This window comes from Thauera sp. WB-2 (assembly GCF_027594845.1).
Lineage (GTDB): Bacteria > Pseudomonadota > Gammaproteobacteria > Burkholderiales > Rhodocyclaceae > Thauera > Thauera mechernichensis.
The window spans coordinates 273,443-289,018 of sequence record NZ_CP088935.1 but is presented as its reverse complement, the minus strand read 5'-3'; the positions used below and the strand labels follow the sequence as shown (position 1 = coordinate 289,018).

At 63.9% G+C, this 15,576-nt stretch carries 17 protein-coding genes; 4 read left to right on the top strand and 13 right to left on the bottom strand.

What is annotated here, in order from left to right; genetic code table 11:
- Positions 1 to 26 precede the first annotated feature (26 nt).
- A complete protein-coding gene (locus tag LQF09_RS01180; RefSeq protein ID WP_002925427.1) occupies positions 27 to 614 on the top strand; it encodes a ubiquinone biosynthesis accessory factor UbiJ in 588 nt (195 codons plus the stop codon).
- Positions 615 to 724: 110 nt separating this feature from the next.
- On the opposite strand, the gene LQF09_RS01175 is transcribed toward LQF09_RS01180, so the two are convergent.
- The 9 genes from LQF09_RS01175 to LQF09_RS01135 form a co-directional block, all read right to left on the bottom strand.
- Positions 725 to 1,150 carry a F0F1 ATP synthase subunit epsilon gene (locus LQF09_RS01175; protein WP_002925429.1) on the bottom strand — a complete coding sequence of 142 codons (426 nt, stop codon included), beginning with the start codon at positions 1,148 to 1,150 and terminating at the stop codon, positions 725 to 727.
- Between the two features lie 54 nt (positions 1,151 to 1,204).
- Positions 1,205 to 2,605, bottom strand: coding sequence for a F0F1 ATP synthase subunit beta (gene atpD / locus LQF09_RS01170; RefSeq protein ID WP_002925431.1), 1,401 nt, complete (start codon positions 2,603 to 2,605; stop codon positions 1,205 to 1,207).
- Positions 2,606 to 2,631: 26 nt separating this feature from the next.
- Complete coding sequence (gene atpG, locus LQF09_RS01165) at positions 2,632 to 3,501, bottom strand: F0F1 ATP synthase subunit gamma (protein ID WP_002925433.1); 870 nt, start codon at positions 3,499 to 3,501, stop codon at positions 2,632 to 2,634.
- A 21-nt stretch (positions 3,502 to 3,522) separates the two neighbouring features.
- Positions 3,523 to 5,061, bottom strand: a complete 1,539-nt coding sequence (gene atpA, locus LQF09_RS01160; protein WP_002925435.1) for a F0F1 ATP synthase subunit alpha — start codon at positions 5,059 to 5,061, stop codon at positions 3,523 to 3,525.
- 12 nt (positions 5,062 to 5,073) lie between these two features.
- A complete protein-coding gene (locus LQF09_RS01155; RefSeq protein WP_002925436.1) occupies positions 5,074 to 5,607 on the bottom strand; it encodes a F0F1 ATP synthase subunit delta in 534 nt (177 codons plus the stop codon).
- Between the two features lie 3 nt (positions 5,608 to 5,610).
- Positions 5,611 to 6,084 carry a F0F1 ATP synthase subunit B gene (locus LQF09_RS01150; RefSeq protein ID WP_037982477.1) on the bottom strand — a complete coding sequence of 158 codons (474 nt, stop codon included), beginning with the start codon at positions 6,082 to 6,084 and terminating at the stop codon, positions 5,611 to 5,613.
- A gap of 47 nt (positions 6,085 to 6,131) precedes the next feature.
- Positions 6,132 to 6,377: a F0F1 ATP synthase subunit C gene (gene atpE / locus LQF09_RS01145; RefSeq protein ID WP_002925444.1), complete on the bottom strand. Its 246-nt coding sequence runs from the start codon at positions 6,375 to 6,377 to the stop codon at positions 6,132 to 6,134.
- 65 nt (positions 6,378 to 6,442) lie between these two features.
- Complete coding sequence (gene atpB, locus LQF09_RS01140; protein WP_002925446.1) at positions 6,443 to 7,288, bottom strand: F0F1 ATP synthase subunit A; 846 nt, start codon at positions 7,286 to 7,288, stop codon at positions 6,443 to 6,445.
- 2 nt (positions 7,289 to 7,290) lie between these two features.
- On the bottom strand, positions 7,291 to 7,632 hold the full coding sequence (locus LQF09_RS01135; RefSeq protein WP_002937654.1) for an ATP synthase subunit I: 342 nt from the start codon (positions 7,630 to 7,632) through the stop codon (positions 7,291 to 7,293).
- A 234-nt stretch (positions 7,633 to 7,866) separates the two neighbouring features.
- Between LQF09_RS01135 and LQF09_RS01130 the strand changes: the two genes are divergently transcribed.
- Complete coding sequence (locus LQF09_RS01130; protein WP_270068948.1) at positions 7,867 to 9,201, top strand: MFS transporter; 1,335 nt, start codon at positions 7,867 to 7,869, stop codon at positions 9,199 to 9,201.
- On the opposite strand, the gene LQF09_RS01125 is transcribed toward LQF09_RS01130, so the two are convergent.
- From LQF09_RS01125 to mnmG, 4 genes are all read right to left on the bottom strand, one after another.
- Entirely contained in the window at positions 9,198 to 10,049 is an 852-nt protein-coding gene (locus LQF09_RS01125; RefSeq protein WP_002925451.1) for a ParB/RepB/Spo0J family partition protein, read from the bottom strand. The genes LQF09_RS01130 and LQF09_RS01125 overlap by 4 nt on opposite strands.
- Positions 10,050 to 10,063: 14 nt before the next feature.
- A complete protein-coding gene (locus LQF09_RS01120) occupies positions 10,064 to 10,834 on the bottom strand; it encodes a ParA family protein (protein ID WP_270068947.1) in 771 nt (256 codons plus the stop codon).
- Positions 10,835 to 10,938: 104 nt separating this feature from the next.
- Complete coding sequence (gene rsmG, locus LQF09_RS01115) at positions 10,939 to 11,592, bottom strand: 16S rRNA (guanine(527)-N(7))-methyltransferase RsmG (RefSeq protein ID WP_270068946.1); 654 nt, start codon at positions 11,590 to 11,592, stop codon at positions 10,939 to 10,941.
- Positions 11,589 to 13,517 (bottom strand): tRNA uridine-5-carboxymethylaminomethyl(34) synthesis enzyme MnmG, encoded by a 1,929-nt coding sequence (gene mnmG / locus LQF09_RS01110; RefSeq protein ID WP_270068945.1) that lies wholly within the window; start codon positions 13,515 to 13,517, stop codon positions 11,589 to 11,591. Before mnmG ends, rsmG begins: the two co-directional genes overlap by 4 nt.
- Before the next feature lie 408 nt (positions 13,518 to 13,925).
- Between mnmG and LQF09_RS01105 the strand changes: the two genes are divergently transcribed.
- Positions 13,926 to 14,291, top strand: a complete 366-nt coding sequence (locus LQF09_RS01105; protein WP_002925461.1) for a response regulator — start codon at positions 13,926 to 13,928, stop codon at positions 14,289 to 14,291.
- A gap of 2 nt (positions 14,292 to 14,293) precedes the next feature.
- Positions 14,294 to 15,568, top strand: a complete 1,275-nt coding sequence (locus LQF09_RS01100; RefSeq protein WP_002925463.1) for a methyl-accepting chemotaxis protein — start codon at positions 14,294 to 14,296, stop codon at positions 15,566 to 15,568.
- Positions 15,569 to 15,576 lie beyond the last annotated feature (8 nt).

Sequence of the window (15,576 nt, the reverse complement as noted above, 5' to 3'; positions counted from 1 at the left end):
TGCCTCCTTTGCTTTTGGGGCTTCCCATGCTGTCAAGCGTCTTCCTGACCGCCACCAACCACCTTCTCTCGCAGGCAGGATGGGCGCGTGCGCGCCTGCAGGCCCACGCGGGACAGACTGCACGCCTGTCGGTGCAACCTCTGGGCGACATCGATTTCTGTATTGCAGCGGACGGCTACCTGGCCGAATGGAGCGCCGCCCAGGCGCCGGATGTCAGCCTTCACCTTTTGGTTGGCGAGCTTCCACGCCTACTGGTAGACGGGCTGGAAACCGCCATGCGCCACGTGCGCATCGAGGGCAACGCCGAGTTTGCCGAAGCGCTCGGCTTCGTTTTCCGTCATTTACGTTGGGACGCCGAGGAAGACCTGGCACGCCTGTTCGGCGACATTGCCGCCCACCGCCTGGTCGAAGGCGGCAAGCAGCTGATGGATCAAGGCCGGCGCTCTGCACAGCGCGCGGGCGGTACGCTGGCCGAGTACCTCACCGAAGAGGCGCCACTGCTGGTATCGCGTCATGCCCTGCCAGAACATGCGCAGGCGCTCATCGCACTGCGCGACGATCTGGCCAGGCTGGACAAGCGGTTGCAGCGCCTCGAAAGCCGCCGTCGGCGTTGAACAGCCTTTGCGCCTGCGCGGCGCTCATGGCGCAGAAAGCAAAAAAGCAGCTCCGCAGAGCTGCTTTTTTGTTGTCCGGCGCCTTGTACCAAGGTACAAGGCAAGCCCGCTCAGTGCCCGCGCTTGCGCAGACGCTGGATGGCGGCAAGTTGCGCCACCGCTTCCATCAGTTCGGCCTGGGCCTTGGCATAGTCCAGACGCGCGGTCTGGTTGGCCATGGCTTCCTCGGCCTTGCGCTTGGCTTCGAGCGCCTTCGCTTCGTCGAGATCCTTGCCGCGGATCGCGGTGTCGGCAAGCACCGTCACCAGACCCGGTTGAACTTCCAGCAGGCCACCCGCAACGAAAACCAGTTCGTCTTCGGTTGCGTTCTGGGCACGCACACGCACGGCGCCCGGCTTGATCCGGGTCATGAGCGGCATGTGACCAGGCAGGATGCCGAGTTCACCCGTCTCGCCAGGCAGCGCGACGAATTCCGCCAGCCCGGAGAAGATCTGCTCTTCCGCGCTGACGATGTCGACGTGAACCGTCATAGCCATAGTGTTTCCCCTTGATGTCCCGCGCACCACACACGTGGCGCGCGGGCAGCCTCGTTACTGGAGCTTCTTGGCCTTCTCGATGGCCTCGTCGATGTTGCCGACCATGTAGAAAGCCTGTTCCGGCAGGCTGTCCAGCTCGCCGCTGACGATCATCTTGAAGCCCTTGATCGTGTCCTTCAGCGAGACGTACTTGCCCGGCGAGCCGGTAAACACTTCCGCAACGTGGAAGGGCTGCGACAGGAAGCGCTGGATCTTACGCGCACGAGCCACGGAGAGCTTGTCTTCCGGCGACAGTTCGTCCATGCCCAGAATCGCGATGATGTCGCGCAGTTCCTTGTACTTCTGCAGGGTCTGCTGAACCTGGCGGGCCACACCGTAGTGCTCTTCGCCCACGACCAGCGGATCGAGCTGGCGCGAGGTGGAGTCGAGCGGATCAACGGCCGGGTAGATACCCAGCGCGGCGATGTCACGCGACAGCACGACGGTGGAGTCGAGGTGCAGGAAGGTGGTAGCGGGCGACGGGTCGGTCAAGTCATCCGCCGGCACATACACGGCCTGGATCGAGGTGATCGAGCCAACCTTGGTCGAGGTGATGCGCTCCTGCAGACGGCCCATTTCTTCGGCCAGCGTCGGCTGGTAACCCACCGCGGACGGCATACGACCCAGCAGCGCGGACACTTCGGTACCGGCCAGGGTGTAGCGGTAGATGTTATCCACGAAGAACAGGATGTCGCGGCCTTCGTCACGGAAGCGCTCGGCCATGGTCAGACCGGTCAGCGCCACGCGCAGACGGTTGCCCGGGGGCTCGTTCATCTGACCGAACACCATCGCAACCTTGTCGAGAACGTTGGAGTCCTTCATCTCGTGGTAGAAGTCGTTGCCCTCACGGGTACGCTCACCCACGCCAGCGAACACCGACAGACCGGAGTGCTGCTTCGCGATGTTGTTGATCAGCTCCATCATGTTCACGGTCTTGCCGACGCCGGCGCCACCGAACAGACCCACCTTGCCGCCCTTGGCGAACGGGCAGATCAGGTCGATAACCTTGATGCCGGTTTCGAGCAGCTCGACCGACGGCGACAGCTCGTCGAACTTCGGCGCCTTCTGGTGAATCGCGCGCAGCTCGTCGGTCTCGATCGGGCCGGCTTCGTCGATCGGGCGACCCAGCACGTCCATGATGCGGCCCAGCGTGCCGTGGCCAACCGGCACCGAGATCGGCTTGCCGGTGTTGGAAACCTTCATGCCGCGGCGCAGGCCGTCGGAGGAACCCAGCGCGATGGTACGCACCACGCCATCACCGAGCTGCTGCTGGACCTCGAAGGTCAGGCCAGCTTCGGCGAAGGAGTCGGCAGCGTCCTCGAGCTTCAGGGCGTCATACACCTTGGGCATCGAATCGCGCGGGAACTGAATGTCCACCACGGCGCCGATGCACTGAACGATCGTACCTTGACTCATCGTCATATCCTTAAATCAATAATCCGTTACACCGCGGCGGCGCCGCCGACGATTTCCGACAGCTCCTTGGTGATCGCAGCCTGGCGGGTCTTGTTGTAGACCAGCTGAAGCTCGCCAATCACGTTCTTGGCATTGTCGGAAGCGGCCTTCATTGCCACCATGCGCGCGCTCTGTTCGGATGCCATGTTCTCGGCCACGGCCTGATAGACCAGCGCCTCGACGTAACGCACCAGCAGCTCGTCGATGACGACCTGCGGATCCGGCTCGTAGAGGTAGTCCCAGGAGCTCTCGGGCGTGCCCAGCTTCTCGCCGGTGAGCGGCAGAACCTGCTCGAGTACCGGCTCCTGCTTCATGGTGTTCACGAAGCGGGTGTAAGCGATGTAGACCGCGTCGAGCTCGTCGTTCTGGAACGCGTCGAGCATGACCTTGACCGGACCGATCAGCTTTTCCAGGTGCGGCGTGTCACCCAACTGGGTGACGTTCGACACCACCTTGGCGCCCATGCGCTGCATGAAGCCCAGACCCTTGTTGCCGATGCAGCAGGCACGGATCTCGGTCACGCCGGCGGACTCCCAGTCCTTCATCGCGTTGAGCGCGATACGCTGGACGTTGGTGTTGAGACCACCGCACAAACCCTTGTCGGTGGTCACCAGGATCAGCCCCACCCGCCTCACCTGGTCCTTGCGGACCAGGAACGGGTGCTTGTAGTCGGTCACATTGGCCTGGGACAGGTTCGCGGCGAGTCGGCGGATCTTCTCGGCAAAGGGGCGGGCAGCGCGCATCCGGTCCTGCGCCTTGCGCATCTTGGACGCGGCCACCATCTCCATGGCCTTGGTGATCTTGCGCGTGTTTTGCACGCTCTTGATCTTGGTACGGATTTCCTTACCGCTAGCCATATTCCGTCTCCCTCGCCAGTCTTAGGCCCAGCTCTTCTTGAACTCGGCGATCGCGGCAGCCAGGGTCTTTTCGCCGTCGGCGTCCAGTTCCTTCTTGCTCAGGATCGAGGAGACCAGGTCAGCCTGCTTGGTCTTGACGAACTGCAGCAGCGCGGCTTCGAACGGCAGCACACGTGCGACATCGACATCGTCGAAGTAGCCGTTGTTGACCGCGTAAAGCACGATGGCCATGTCGGCGATCGACATCGGTGCGTACTGGGCCTGCTTCATCAGTTCGGTCACGCGGCGGCCGCGCTCGAGCTGCTTGCGGGTCGCATCGTCCAGGTCGGAAGCGAACTGAGCGAAGGCGGCGAGCTCGCGGTACTGCGCGAGGTCGGTACGGATACCGCCGGACAGCTTCTTGACGACCTTGGTCTGCGCAGCACCACCGACGCGGGACACCGAGATACCGGCGTTGATCGCGGGACGGATACCGGCGTTGAAGAGGTCGGTCTCGAGGAAGATCTGGCCGTCGGTAATCGAGATCACGTTGGTCGGAACGAACGCGGACACGTCGCCGGCCTGGGTCTCGATGACCGGGAGGGCGGTCAGCGAACCGGTCTTGCCCTTGACTTCGCCGTTGGTGAACTTCTCGACGTAGTCGGCGTTCACGCGCGCGGCACGCTCGAGCAGACGGGAGTGCAGGTAGAACACGTCGCCCGGGTAGGCTTCACGGCCCGGCGGACGGCGCAGCAGCAGGGATACCTGACGGTAAGCCCAGGCCTGCTTGGTCAGATCGTCATAAACGATCAGCGCGTCCATGCCGCGGTCGCGGAAGTACTCGCCCATGGTGCAGCCGGCGTAGGCGGCCAGATACTGCATGGCGGCCGATTCCGACGCGGTGGCGGCGACGACGATGGTGTACTCCATCGCGCCGTTCTCTTCCAGCTTGCGCACGACGTTGGCGACGGTCGAAGCCTTCTGGCCGATGGCCACGTACACGCAGTACATGTCCTGGCCCTTCTGGTTGATGATCGCGTCAACCGCAACCGCGGTCTTACCGGTCTGACGGTCGCCGATGATCAGCTCGCGCTGGCCGCGGCCAATCGGCACCATGGAGTCAACCGACTTCAGGCCGGTCTGCACCGGCTGCGAAACGGACTGGCGGGCGATGACGCCCGGCGCGACCTTTTCGATCTTGTCGGTGAGCTTGGCGTTGATCGGGCCCTTGCCGTCGATCGGCTGACCCAGGGCGTTCACGACGCGACCGACCAGCTCGGGGCCGACGGGCACTTCGAGAATGCGGCCAGTGGCCTTGACGGTGTCGCCTTCGGTGATGTGCTCGTATTCGCCGAGGACCACCGCGCCAACGGAGTCACGCTCGAGGTTGAGCGCCATGCCGAAGGTGTTGCCAGGGAATTCCAGCATTTCGCCCTGCATGACGTCGGTCAGGCCGTGGACGCGGCAGATGCCGTCGGTCACGGAGACGACCGTGCCCTCGTTACGCGACGTGGCGGCGAGCTGCAGGTTCTGGATCCGGCTCTTAATCAGATCACTGATTTCAGAGGGGTTGAGTTGCATATATGTATGCTCCTAGTTCTTAAGCGCAGCGGCCATGTTCGCGAGCTTGCCGCGGACCGAGGCGTCGATGACTTCGTCGCCGACAGCAATGCGGACCCCACCGATGAGTTCGGGGTCCAGGCTGACAGTTACGTTGATCGCGGCCTTGAAGCGAGCTTCGAGGTCCGCCTTCAACGCAGCCAGCGCTGCATCGTCGAGCGGGAAGGCAGAGGCGATCTCCGCCTCCAGGACGCCTTCGTGTTCGTTCTTGAGTGCAACGAACAGGTCACGGATCTCCGGAAGCACCAGCAGGCGTTCGTTGTCGATGAGGACACGAACGAAGTTCTGCTGTTCGGCGGTCAGTTCACCCGTGACTTCCTGCATCAGCTTGTCGAGCTGTGCGGCAGAAAGGTTGGGGTTCTTGATGCACGCCTGCATGTCGGGATCGGCCGCCACGGAGGCGAGCCGATCCAGCGCTTCCGACCAAGGCCCCAGCGCACCTGCCCCGCGAGCCAGCTCGAAGGCGGCATCGGCATAGGGGCGCGCGATGGTGACGTTCTCGGCCATGACTTATTGCAGTTCCTGTTTCAGGTTGGCAAGCAGTTCGGCGTGCACCTGGACATTGATCTCGCGGCGCAGGATCTTCTCGGCACCGGCAACCGCCAGATGGGCGACCTGGTCGCGGAGAGCTTCCTTGGCACGTTGCGCTGCGACGCCGGCTTCGGCTTCGGCAGCTTCACGCGCTGCGGCAATGATGCGACCGGCTTCGGCGCGGGCTTCGTCGATCAGCTGGCTCGCCTGCTTTTCAGCAGAGGTACGCACGTCACCCGCGGATTCGCGGGCCTTGCGCAGTTCCTCGACGACCTTCTTCTCGGCGAGTGCCAGATCGGCCTTGGCCTTGTCCGCAGCTGCCAGCCCGTCTGCGATCTTCTTCGCACGCTCGTCCAGTGCCTTCACGATGGGCGGCCACACGAATTTCATCGTGAACCACGCCAGAATGAAGAACACAACGAGCTGGGCTATCAGAGTTGCGTTCAAATTCACGGTTCTTGGCCCTCAGGTTGGTTCAAAAAAGGATGAACTCGAACCGATCAGAGCTGGAACGGGTTGGCGAAGGCGAACATCATGGCGATACCGACACCGATCAGGAACGCGGCGTCGATCAGGCCGGCCAGCAGGAACATCTTGGTCTGCAGGGCGTTCATCAGCTCGGGCTGGCGCGCCGAGGCTTCGAGGTACTTGGAACCCATGATGCCGATACCGATACAAGCACCGATGGCACCGAGACCGATGATCAGACCAGCAGCCAGAGCAACAAAACCCAGAACGTTTTCCATGACGACTCCTTAGTGGGGAAGGTGAGTTTAAAAACTAGGTACTGCGTTGAAGATGAAACCGAAACTTAGTGGCTCTCGTGCGCCTGACCGACATACACCAGAGTCAGCATCATGAAGATGAAGGCCTGGAGCAGGATGATCAGGATGTGGAAGATCGCCCAGATGGAACCCGCGATCACGTGACCAACGAAGCCGAACACGGTGGCGGTGCCGCCGAGCAGCGCGATCAGGATGAAGATCAGCTCGCCAGCGTACAGGTTGCCGAAGAGTCGCATGCCGTGCGAGATGGTCTTGGCGAGGAACTCGATGATCTGCATCGCGAAGTTGATCGGGTAGAGCACCGGGTGGCTGCCGAAAGGCGCGGTGAAGAGCTCATGCACCCAGCCGCCAAGACCCTTGATCTTCACGTTGTAGTACAGGCAGAGCAGCAGCACGCCGCAGGACATGCCCAGAGTGGCGGACAGGTCGGCGGTGGCCACGACGCGCATGTAAGCGTGGGCAGGATCACCGCCTGCGGCGGAATAGATGCCGGTCCAGAGCATGGGGATGAGATCGACCGGCACGAGGTCCATCGCGTTCATCAGGAAGATCCACACGAACACGGTGAGCGCGAGCGGGGCAACGAACTTGCGCGACTCCGGGCTGTGGATGATGCCCTTGGCCTGGTCTGCGACCATCTCGACCAGGAGCTCGATGAAACCCTGGAAGCGCCCGGGGACGCCGGAGGTCGCCTTGCGAGCGGCCAGCCACAGGATGAAGATGGTCAGCAAACCGAGTCCGATCGAAAACACCATCGAGTCGATATTGATGATGCTGAAATCGACGATGTTTTCCTGGGGGTGCCCGGAATTGTTGAAGTGTCCGAGGTGGTGGGTCACATACTCGGATGCGGTGGGAGCGTTTCCAGCCATGGTCAGGTCTTCACCAAAAATGCAAATAAATTCGCTTTCAGCGCCAGAACGAGCCCGATCAGCATGCCCCCCCAGTGGAGGTCAGGATAAACGGCCCACACCAGCACCAACAATCCCACTATCGAGGCGACCTTGATGAATTCGCCTGCGACGAAGGCAGCCACCGTCGCCGACCCGGTCTTGCGCGTCATGGCCGTAAGGCGCATGGCGAACATCCAGCTCGGCAATACACACGCCAGGCCCGCTGCTGCTGCCGAGATCGCCCCGGCAACTCCGAACAGCGCGGCAGAAATCAGCGCGGCGAGGAGTGTAGCTAGCAACTGCAGTATGACGGCTTTAAGCATCGGTGTAACAGCTCCTGCGTCAAACGCGCGCAGGCGACCGCCCAAAATCCCGCGGATGGTAGGGGTTAACCGCAGTAAAGTCAAACCTCGGTTGCATTGCAGCAAGCACTTCCCGAGGCGTCGTGTATCTTATAGAAGTTGTATCACCAGCGGGGGCCGCAATGAACCGATCTTCGACAGTTCGCGCCGCCCGCCCCCCGTCACCTGCACTGCAGCCGCAGCCCCCGCACAATCATGATCCGTACCCGCAAGGCCAGTCGCAGGGAGATCTTCGGCTGGTGCATGTTCGACTTCGCAAACCAGGCCTACACACTACTGATCATCACGGTGGTGTTCGGCGACCTGTACACCCGGGTGATCGTTGGCGACGCCCCCGATTACAGGCTCGGCAACCTGCTCTGGAGCCTTGCACTGTGCATCAGCTATGCCATGGTCGTGGTGAGTGCGCCGCTGCTCGGTGCGGTGATGGACCACGCGCAGGCCAAGAAGCGCATGCTGCTGGCGAGCTACCTCGTCACCGTGGCGAGCACCGCCATGCTCTACCTGGTCAGCCCGGGATACGTGTGGCTGGGGTTCGCGCTCATCGTGATCTCGAACACGGCCTACTCCGCAGGAGAGTCCTTCATCGCCAGCTTCCTGCCTTTCCTCGGCGACAGCCACGAGATGGGGAAGATCTCCGGCCTGGGCTGGGCGCTCGGCTATGCGGGCGGGCTGGTGTCGGCCGGGTTCGTGCTGCTCTTCCTCGGCGAGGTGAGCGCGGAGAACTTCGAGCGCATGCGCTGGGTCGGCCCCTTCGCCGCGGCCTTCTTCCTGCTCGCCGCCATCCCGACCTTCCTGTGGGTACGCGAGCCTCGAGTGGGCCACCATCGCCGGCTCGACGCGGCGGTGCTGCGCGGCGCCTATGCGCGCCTGCTGGCGACCTTGCGCTCGGTATCGCAGTTCCCGGACCTGGGTCGGCTGTTCATGTCCATCCTGTTCGCGATGGCCGGGGTCTATGTGATCGTGGCCTTCTCCTTCATCTACGGCGCCCAGGTGATCGGATGGAGCGAGGCCACGCGCAACCTGATGTTCATCGTCGTGCAGATCACCGCCCTGCTGGGGGCGCTGCTGTTCGGCGCGCTGCAGGGGCGGCTCGGCGGACGTCTGACCTATTCGCTCACCCTCGTGCTGTGGATTGCAGCCATCCTGGCGATCTACTTCGTCGGCGAGCTGACCGCAGGCCTCAACAGGCAACTCGGTATCGAACTGAAGGTCGAGGAGGTATTCCTGTTCGCCGGGCTGCTGTCCGGCCTCAGCCTGGGTTCGAGCCAATCGGTGGGACGCGCCCTGGTAGGCATGTTCGCACCTGAGCAACGCGCGGCCGAGCTGTTCGGCTTCTGGGGCCTGTTCAGCAAGCTGGCGGCGATCTTCGGCATCTTCGGCGTCGGCCTGCTGCAGTGGCTGTTCGGCCTGCAGGGCGCAGTGCTGTTCTGCATCCTGCTGTTTGCGCTGGCCTTGCTGCCGCTCGCAGCGATCGACGAGGCGCGCGGCATCGCCGCCGCGCAGCGCGCAGACGCGCCTGCGCCCTAGCGCAGGCGGCCGAGCAGGCCGTCGAGCTGGTCGAGGCTGCCGAAGCGGATCGTGACCTCGCCGGCACCCTTCTTGTTGGCCTTGATCTTCACCGTCGCGCCAATCGCGTCCGACACCTCTTCCTCGAGCCGCAGCAGATCGCGGTCGGGCTGGGGCGCAGGCTTCTTCTGGCGCGGGTTGAGGATCTGCTGCACCAGGCGCTCGGTGTCACGCACCGACAGCTGACGGGCGGCGACCTGGTTGCCGAGCTGGATCTGGCTGGCGCCGTCGAGCGGCAGCAATGCGCGCGCATGACCCATGTCGATGTCGCCCGCCATCAGCAGTTCCTGCACCGGCTTGGCAAGGTTGAGCAGGCGCAACAGGTTCGACGCCGCCGGACGCGAGCGGCCGACCGCATCCGCGGCCTGCTGGTGGGTCATGGCGAACTCGTCGATCAGGCGCTGGATGCCGCCGGCCTCTTCGAGCGGGTTGAGGTCCTCGCGCTGGATGTTCTCGATCAACGACATCGCCAGCGCGGCTTCGTCGGGGATCTCGCGCACCAGGCAGGGCACTTCGGCGAGGCCGGCAATCTGCGAGGCCCGCCAACGGCGCTCGCCGGCGATGATCTCGTAGGCATCGTCGCCTACCGGGCGCACCATGATCGGCTGCATGATGCCCTGCGCCTTGATCGACGCCGCGAGCTCTTCGAGCGAACCGGGGTCCATGCGCGTGCGCGGCTGGTACTTGCCCGGCTGCAGCGCGATCGTGGGCAGCGTCTGCAGCTCGCCCTTGTCGGCTTCGTCTTCCTGGTTGGCTGCGAGCAGCGCATCGAGGCCGCGGCCAAGGCCCTTGAGTCTGGGTTTGTTCATGTCGGTTCCGGTCTTCAGAAGGTCTTCGCGCGTTCGATCATCTCGTGCGCAAAGGCCATGTAGGCCTGCGCACCCTTGGCCGCCCTGTCGAACACCACGCCCGGCATGCCGTGGCTGGGCGCCTCGGCCAGGCGCACGTTGCGCGGCACGATGGCTCGGAACACCTTGTCGCCGAAGTGGCCCTCGAGCTGGGCGGAGACCTGTTGCTGCAAGGTGACGCGCGGGTCGAACATCACCCGCAGCAGGCCGATGATCTTGAGGTCGCGATTGAGGTTGGCATGCACCTTCTTGATCGTGTTGACCAGGTCGGACAGACCCTCGAGCGCGTAGTACTCGCACTGCATCGGGATGATGACGCCGTTGGCGCAGCACAGGCCATTGAGGGTGAGCATCGACAGTGAGGGCGGGCAGTCGATGAGGACGAAATCATAGTCGGCATCGAAGGCAGCGAGCGCGTTGCGCAGGCGTTTCTCACGCTGATCCAGATTGACCAGCTCGACCTCGGCACCGGCGAGGTCGCGGTTGGCCGGCAGCACGTCGTAGCCGCCGGTGGGCGAGGGCACGCGGACGCCGGCGAGGTCTACCATGCCCACGAGCAGGTGATAGACCGAGCTCTTCAAGCCGCGCTTGTCGACCCCGCTGCCCATGGTCGCGTTGCCCTGCGGGTCGAGGTCGATCAGCAGAACGCGCTGGCCGGCCTGGTGCAGGGCAGCAGCGAGATTGACGCAGGTGGTGGTTTTGCCCACCCCGCCCTTCTGGTTGGCAACGCAGAAAATCTTGGCCATGTCGGTTCAGGCTGTTCCGTATGCAGGGACCGCACGCAGGGTGCGAGTCCCGGAGTGTACTTCAATGCGGCGCCGCAGCAGACGCCCCTCTTCAGGGCTCAGTATCAGGCACGACGGATGACCAGCAGGTGACGCTCGGCATCCAGCCCGGGCACCACGAGCGCGTGGGTCTCCGCCACCACCCACCCGGCGGGCAGCGCAGCGATCTCGTCAGCCGGGTGGGCGCCCTTCATCGCGTACAACGCACCACCCTCTGCGAGCAGATGGCCCGAAAGGTTCACGAAATCGGCCAGACTCGAGAACGCCCGCGAGATCACGCCTTCGGCCGCACCGCCGGGCAGGCCTTGGGCCTGCACCTGTTCGACCCGCTTGTTGAGCACGCTGAAGTTGCCCAGCCCAAGCTCGATCTTCGCCTGTTGCTGGAAGCTCGCCTTCTTGCCCACGGTCTCGATCGAGCTGACCACCAGACCGGGACGCACGATCGCCAGTGCCACGCCCGGCAGCCCGCCACCGGAACCGATGTCGGCCAGCCTGCTCACGCGCTCGAGGTGCGGCAACACCGCCAGCGAATCGAGCAGATGATGGGTGATCACCTCCTGCGGGCTACGGATCGCTGTGAGGTTGTAGACCTTGTTCCACTTGAGCAGCAGCTCGCCGAAAGCGAGCAGGCGATCGACCGTTTCCTGCGGCAGGGCAAGTCCGAGAGCGGCGACCCCATCGCTGAGCTGTGCCGCCCAGGGTTGCAGGCGGCCGCTCATGCCGCAGGCCTCCGCGCCGCCTCGTCCGCGGCCACACCGGTGCGCGCCGCCAGGTCGCGGCGCTTGAGCCACACCAGCAGCAGCGAGATCGCCGCCGGGGTCACGCCCTGAATGCGGCCGGCCTGGCCGATGGTTTCCGGCTTGTGCAGGTTGAGCTTCTGCTGCACTTCCTTGGACAGGCCGCGCACCTGGGCATAGTCGAGTTCGACCGGCAGGCGGGTGGCCTCAGCCTGGGCCTGCTTCGCCACCTCCTCCTGCTGGCGGTCGATGTAGCCCTGATACTTGGCTGCAATCTCGAGCTGCTCGATGACCTGCGCGTCGGTCTCGCGCTCTTCCGGCGCTCCAGGCAGGCTCATCAGCGTCTCGTAGCTGGTCTCGGGCCGGCGCAGCAACTCGAAGTAGCGCTGCTCGCGCTCGAGCGCCTTGCCGAGCACGCGTTGCTGGTCCTCGGCGGGAATCGCCTCCGGTCGCGCCCACGCCGCCTTCAGTTGCGCGGTGCCGCGCTCGATCGCCTCGCGCTTGGCACAGAAGGCGGACCAGCGTTCGTCATCCACCAGGCCAAGCTCGCGGCCCTTCTCGGTCAGGCGCAGGTCGGCATTGTCCTCGCGCAGGCTCAAGCGGTACTCGGCACGCGAGGTGAACATGCGGTAGGGCTCGGAAACGCCGCGGGTGATCAGGTCGTCCACCAGCACGCCGAGATAGGCCTCGTCGCGACGCGGACACCATGGCTCGCGGCCCTGTACCTGCAGCGCCGCGTTGGCACCGGCGAGCAAGCCTTGCGCAGCGGCCTCCTCGTAGCCGGTGGTGCCGTTGATCTGGCCAGCAAAGTACAACCCGCCGATCGACTTCGTCTCCAGGCTGGACCTGAGGTTGCGCGGATCGAAGTAGTCGTACTCGATCGCGTAGCCGGGGCGCAGGATGTGGGCGTTCTCCAGGCCGCGGATGCTGCGCACGATCTGCAGCTGCACGTCGAAGGGCAGCGAGGTCGAAATGCCGTTGGGGTAGATCTCGTGCGTCTCCAGCCCTTCCGGCTCGAGGAAGATATTGTGGCTGTCCTTCTCGGCGAAGCGGTGGATCTTGTCCTCGATCGACGGGCAATAGCGCGGCCCGACGCCCTCGATCACGCCGGAATACATCGGCGAGCGGTCGAGGTTGGCGCGGATCACGTCGTGCGTGCGTTCGTTGGTCTGCGTCATCCAGCACGGCAGCTGACGCGGGTGCTGGGCGGCGTTGCCGAGGAAGCTGAACACCGGCACCGGATCGTCGCCCGGCTGGATGCTCATCACCGAGAAGTCGATGGTGCGCGCATCCAGCCGCGGCGGCGTGCCGGTCTTGAGTCGGCCCTGCGGCAGCTTGAGCTCCTTCAAGCGCGCGCCGAGCGAGATCGCCGGCGGATCGCCCGCGCGCCCGGCCGAGTAGTTCTGCATCCCGACGTGCACCAGGCCGTTGAGGAAGGTCCCTGCGGTCAGCACCACCGCCGGCGCCTCGAAGCGCAGGCCGATCTGGGTGACCACGCCGGTAACGCGGTCGCCGGCCACGGTGAGATCATCCACCGCCTGCTGGAACAGCCACAGATTGGGCTGGTTCTCCAGCCGACGCCGGATCGCCGCCTTGTACAGCACGCGGTCGGCCTGGGCGCGGGTGGCACGCACCGCCGGGCCCTTGGAGGCGTTGAGGGTGCGGAACTGGATGCCGCCCTCGTCGGTGGCCGCCGCCATCGCACCGCCGAGCGCATCGACCTCCTTGACCAGGTGGCCCTTGCCGATGCCGCCGATCGAGGGGTTGCAGCTCATCGCCCCCAGCGTCTCGATGTTGTGGGTGAGCAGCAGCGTGGCTGCGCCCATGCGCGCTGCGGCAAGCGCAGCCTCGGTCCCGGCGTGACCGCCGCCGACCACGATGACATCGAAACGAGTGGGATAGAGCATGGCGCGCTCCGGGCTGCAATGCGTGAACAAGGGGCGAGATTCTACGCCTTCAACGCCCGAGCGGCCAGGCATGCGCCCCATGTTTCACGAAATTACGCATTTTAAACAGCTGCTTATCACTTATCGTCGGGCAAGATCCAAGAGAGGCGCCACCCACCCGCCTTGCTCCGTCCCCGTCCGAGCGGTCCAACAAAGGCATCCGCGCGCTAAAGTCCTCGCGCCAAGCCCCCGTTAATATCCCCAACGATTGGACTACAGTAACGACATTCGCTTCGAAGTGTGACATGGTTCGCGGAGCAGCCCGTGTAGGGACGAGGTTTGTAGACCTTGATCAAAGCTCAGTGCGCTGCTCGATGATGTCATGCCGGTGCCCTTCCCCATCATCAAGACCGACCCGGTTAACTCACAATGAAAACCATCTTCCTCGTCGATGACTCCGCCACCATCCTGCTGTCGATCTCCGGGATCCTGAGCAAGGCTGGCTACGCGGTAGAGAAAGCGCCGAGCGCGCTCGACGCCCTCAAGAAATTCCAGGGCGGCGTCAAGGCAGACCTGCTGATCACCGATCTCAACATGCCGGGCATGAACGGCATCGAGTTCATCAAGGAGGTGCGCAAGCTGCCCGCGTATCGCTTCATGCCAATCCTGTTCCTGACCACGGAGTCGCAGCAGTCCAAGAAGGCGGAGGCCAAGGCGGCAGGCGCTTCCGGCTGGATCGTCAAGCCCGCCTCGGCAGACGAACTGCTCAATACGATCAAGCTCGTCATGCGCTGACCATGAACTCCTCGATCTTCCTGCGTCGCTCACTGGTGATGCTGGGCGCCATCGCGCTCGCTGCCGGCGTCACGGTGTTCCTGTTCAACGAGTGGTTCAACGCCAGCTTCCTGCCGGCGCTGGGCATCCCCCAACCGCTCGGAAACGCGATCGGCGCAATGTTGATCGTCTTCGCGGCCTATCTCGGGGTGCGTCTGGTATCGCTCGCCGTCTTTCGCGACGCTGCATTCGGCCAGGAGATCACCCTCGACACGCTGCAGAACAACCGCGAACAAGCCAGCCAGGTCTGCCGGGAAATCGCCGTCGAGCTACGTGCCGTGCCGGCTTTCAGCGACGTGCTGCGCAAGCAACTCGACAGCGTCGTGCAGCAGACCGAACAGGCTGCCTACGACATCGGCGAGCGTCTGCAGACGATTGACGACGTGGTCAATCGGCTCAACACCTTCGTCACCGAACAGTCGAACGAGTCGACCGAGAGGGTGCATAGCTCGGAATCGCGCATCGCCAACAACCAGAAGCTCATCCGGCGCATGCAGCAGTACATCGACCATCGCATCCAGGAAGCCCGGGAGGATCAGGAGCGCGTCGCCCAGGTGGTCCGCGAGGCACGCTCGCTGGAGTCGCTGACCAAGCTGATCAAGGACATCGCAGCACAGACCAACCTGCTCGCACTCAATGCCGCGATCGAGGCAGCGCGGGCGGGCGAAGCCGGTCGCGGCTTCACGGTCGTTGCCGACGAGGTTCGCAAACTATCGACCGAGACGGAAAATGCCGTGCAGTCGATCAACCTTGGCATCCAGGGCGTGGCCTCGACGATCGAGACCCAGCTCAAGGAAAAACTGGCCGCCACCGATCTCGACGACGAACGTGACGCGCTAGGCCAGTTCGCCGTGCAGCTCGCCGAACTCGGCCAAAGCTACGAAGACATCCTGCAGAATCAATCCAGCGCAATGGACACGGTGCGCCAGAGCAGCAACGAGCTTGCAGCAATGTTCATGGATGCGCTGGCAAGCGTCCAGTTCCAGGACGTCACCCGGCAGCAGATCGAACACACGGCCGAATCGCTCAGTCGCCTCGACCAGCACCTGGGCGTACTCGCCGAGCGACTCGATCAGAGCGACAACCCCAGCTTCAGCTACACCCCGCTCGCGGAGCACCTGGAAGAGATCTATGGCCGTTACGTGATGGAGCAACAGCGCCACACGCACGAGCAGGTCACCGGCAAGACATCGTCAGGTACCGCAGCGGCAGCAAATCCAAAGATCGAACTTTTCTGAGTACGACC

Bases quoted from the DNA above. Each gene is read 5' to 3' on its own strand.
- LQF09_RS01155 (WP_002925436.1), bottom strand. From the start codon at position 5,607: ATGGCCGAGAACGTCACCATCGCGCGCCCCTATGCCGATGCCGCCTTC.
- LQF09_RS01175 (WP_002925429.1), bottom strand. From the start codon at position 1,150: ATGGCTATGACGGTTCACGTCGACATCGTCAGCGCGGAAGAGCAGATC.
- LQF09_RS01180 (WP_002925427.1), top strand. From the start codon at position 27: ATGCTGTCAAGCGTCTTCCTGACCGCCACCAACCACCTTCTCTCGCAG.
- LQF09_RS01125 (WP_002925451.1), bottom strand. From the start codon at position 10,049: ATGAACAAACCCAGACTCAAGGGCCTTGGCCGCGGCCTCGATGCGCTG.
- atpE (WP_002925444.1), bottom strand. From the start codon at position 6,377: ATGGAAAACGTTCTGGGTTTTGTTGCTCTGGCTGCTGGTCTGATCATC.
- LQF09_RS01120 (WP_270068947.1), bottom strand. From the start codon at position 10,834: ATGGCCAAGATTTTCTGCGTTGCCAACCAGAAGGGCGGGGTGGGCAAA.
- mnmG (WP_270068945.1), bottom strand. From the start codon at position 13,517: ATGCTCTATCCCACTCGTTTCGATGTCATCGTGGTCGGCGGCGGTCAC.
- LQF09_RS01100 (WP_002925463.1), top strand. From the start codon at position 14,294: ATGAACTCCTCGATCTTCCTGCGTCGCTCACTGGTGATGCTGGGCGCC.
- LQF09_RS01130 (WP_270068948.1), top strand. From the start codon at position 7,867: ATGATCCGTACCCGCAAGGCCAGTCGCAGGGAGATCTTCGGCTGGTGC.
- atpB (WP_002925446.1), bottom strand. From the start codon at position 7,288: ATGGCTGGAAACGCTCCCACCGCATCCGAGTATGTGACCCACCACCTC.
- atpG (WP_002925433.1), bottom strand. From the start codon at position 3,501: ATGGCTAGCGGTAAGGAAATCCGTACCAAGATCAAGAGCGTGCAAAAC.
- LQF09_RS01105 (WP_002925461.1), top strand. From the start codon at position 13,926: ATGAAAACCATCTTCCTCGTCGATGACTCCGCCACCATCCTGCTGTCG.
- atpD (WP_002925431.1), bottom strand. From the start codon at position 2,605: ATGAGTCAAGGTACGATCGTTCAGTGCATCGGCGCCGTGGTGGACATT.
- LQF09_RS01135 (WP_002937654.1), bottom strand. From the start codon at position 7,632: ATGCTTAAAGCCGTCATACTGCAGTTGCTAGCTACACTCCTCGCCGCG.
- rsmG (WP_270068946.1), bottom strand. From the start codon at position 11,592: ATGAGCGGCCGCCTGCAACCCTGGGCGGCACAGCTCAGCGATGGGGTC.
- atpA (WP_002925435.1), bottom strand. From the start codon at position 5,061: ATGCAACTCAACCCCTCTGAAATCAGTGATCTGATTAAGAGCCGGATC.